The 1,562-nt window shown below is 62.0% G+C and carries 1 protein-coding gene; it reads right to left on the bottom strand.

What is annotated here, in order from left to right:
• Nucleotides 1-2 precede the first annotated feature (2 nt).
• On the bottom strand, nt 3-1,562 hold a 1,560-nt coding region (locus tag ACF8E5_RS14005), incomplete at its 5' end, for a Tn3 family transposase (RefSeq protein WP_392475409.1).

Below are 1,562 nucleotides of genomic sequence, written 5' to 3'. Positions count from 1 at the left end.
CGCTAAGGCTTTGGCCAGCGATATTCTCCGGTGAGATTGATGTGTTCCCATCCGAGCGGCGAAACATGGGCCAAGAGATCGGGCGATAGCAGCTTTCCATCGCGTTTCTGGTTTGCAACGACCTCGCCGAGCTTCATGGTGTTCCAGAAGATGATGATGGCGGCGAGCAGATTCATGCCGGCGATGCGGTAATGCTGGCCTTCGGCGGAACGGTCGCGGATTTCACCGCGGCGGTGGAAGCTGATTGCCCGCTTCAGCGCATGATGAGCTTCGCCTTTGTTGAGCCCGATCTGGGCACGCCGTTGGAGTTCGGCATCCAGAATCCAGTCGATCATGAACAGGGTGCGCTCGACGCGACCGACTTCCCGCAGGGCTGTCGCGAGCTCGTTCTGCCGCGGATAGGAGGCGAGTTTCCGCAGAATCTGGCTTGGCGCGACGGTCCCGGCAGCAATGGTGGCGGCGATGCGCAGGATGTCGGGCCAATTGCGCTCGATCATGGCTTGGTTGACCTTTCCGCCGATCAACGCTCGCAGGTGCGCCGGGGCGGCCGACGGATTGAACGCGTAGAGCCGTTTGGATGGCAGGTCGCGGATGCGCGGAGCGAACCGGTAGCCGAGAATGGCACATGCGGCAAAGACGTGATCGGTGAAGCCGCCCGTGTCGGTGAACTGCTCGCGGATATGGCGTCCAGCATCGTTCATCAGCAGGCCATCGAGGATGTAAGGCGCTTCGCTTGCCGTTGCAGGAATCACCTGGGTTGCGAACGGCGCATATTGGTCGGAGACGTGGCTATAGGCTTTCAGGCCCGGGGTATTGCCATATTTCGCGTTGACCAGGTTCATGGCCTCACCTTGCTCTGTAGCGACGAAGAACTGTCCGTCGCTCGAAGCCGACGTGCCCATGCCCCAGAACCGGGCCATGGGTAACGCTGCCTGTGCCTCGACCACCATGGCCAGCGCCCGGTCATAGGCTTCGCCCTCGACATGCCACCGTCCAATGCGGATCAATTCCCAGAAGGTGTGGGTGTTTGTCGCATCCGCCATTTTGCGCAAGCCGAGGTTGATCCCTTCCGCCAAGATAACGTTCATTAGCCCGATCCGGTCAGCGCAGGGTGCTCCTGTGCGCAGATGGGTGAACGCTTCGGTGAAGCCGGTCGCCGCATCCACCTCCAGCAGGAGATCGGTGATGCGCGTGGGCGGGATCTGCTTGTAGAGATCGAGCACCAGATCTTCGGCGCCTGTCGGCGCGGCGGCTTCGAGTTTCTCGATATGCAGAACGCCGTTTTCAATCGACCCGCCCGGGATCGTGCCTGCGCGAGCGGCACGGCCAAGCTCGCGCAACCGCATGTCGAGGCGAGCTTGCCGGTCTGCCAGCCATTCCTCCGGCCGCAATGGCACAGCGAGACGACCGCCTTCCGCGATGGATTGTGCCGGAACGAGTGCGTGTTTCAGATCGCCATAGCGCCGGGACCTAGTAAGCCAGACATCTCCGGAGCGGAACGCATCGCGCAGATGGAACAGCACCGCGATCTCCCATAGGCGAGCGTCGCCAGCCCTCTGGGC

It is taken from the genome of Pseudomonas sp. WSY_20 (assembly GCF_043104335.1).
In the GTDB taxonomy this organism is placed as follows: domain Bacteria; phylum Pseudomonadota; class Gammaproteobacteria; order Pseudomonadales; family Pseudomonadaceae; genus Aquipseudomonas; species Aquipseudomonas parafulva_B.
The sequence above is the reverse complement of the archived record's forward strand: the minus strand, read 5'-3'. Positions and strand labels throughout refer to the sequence as shown.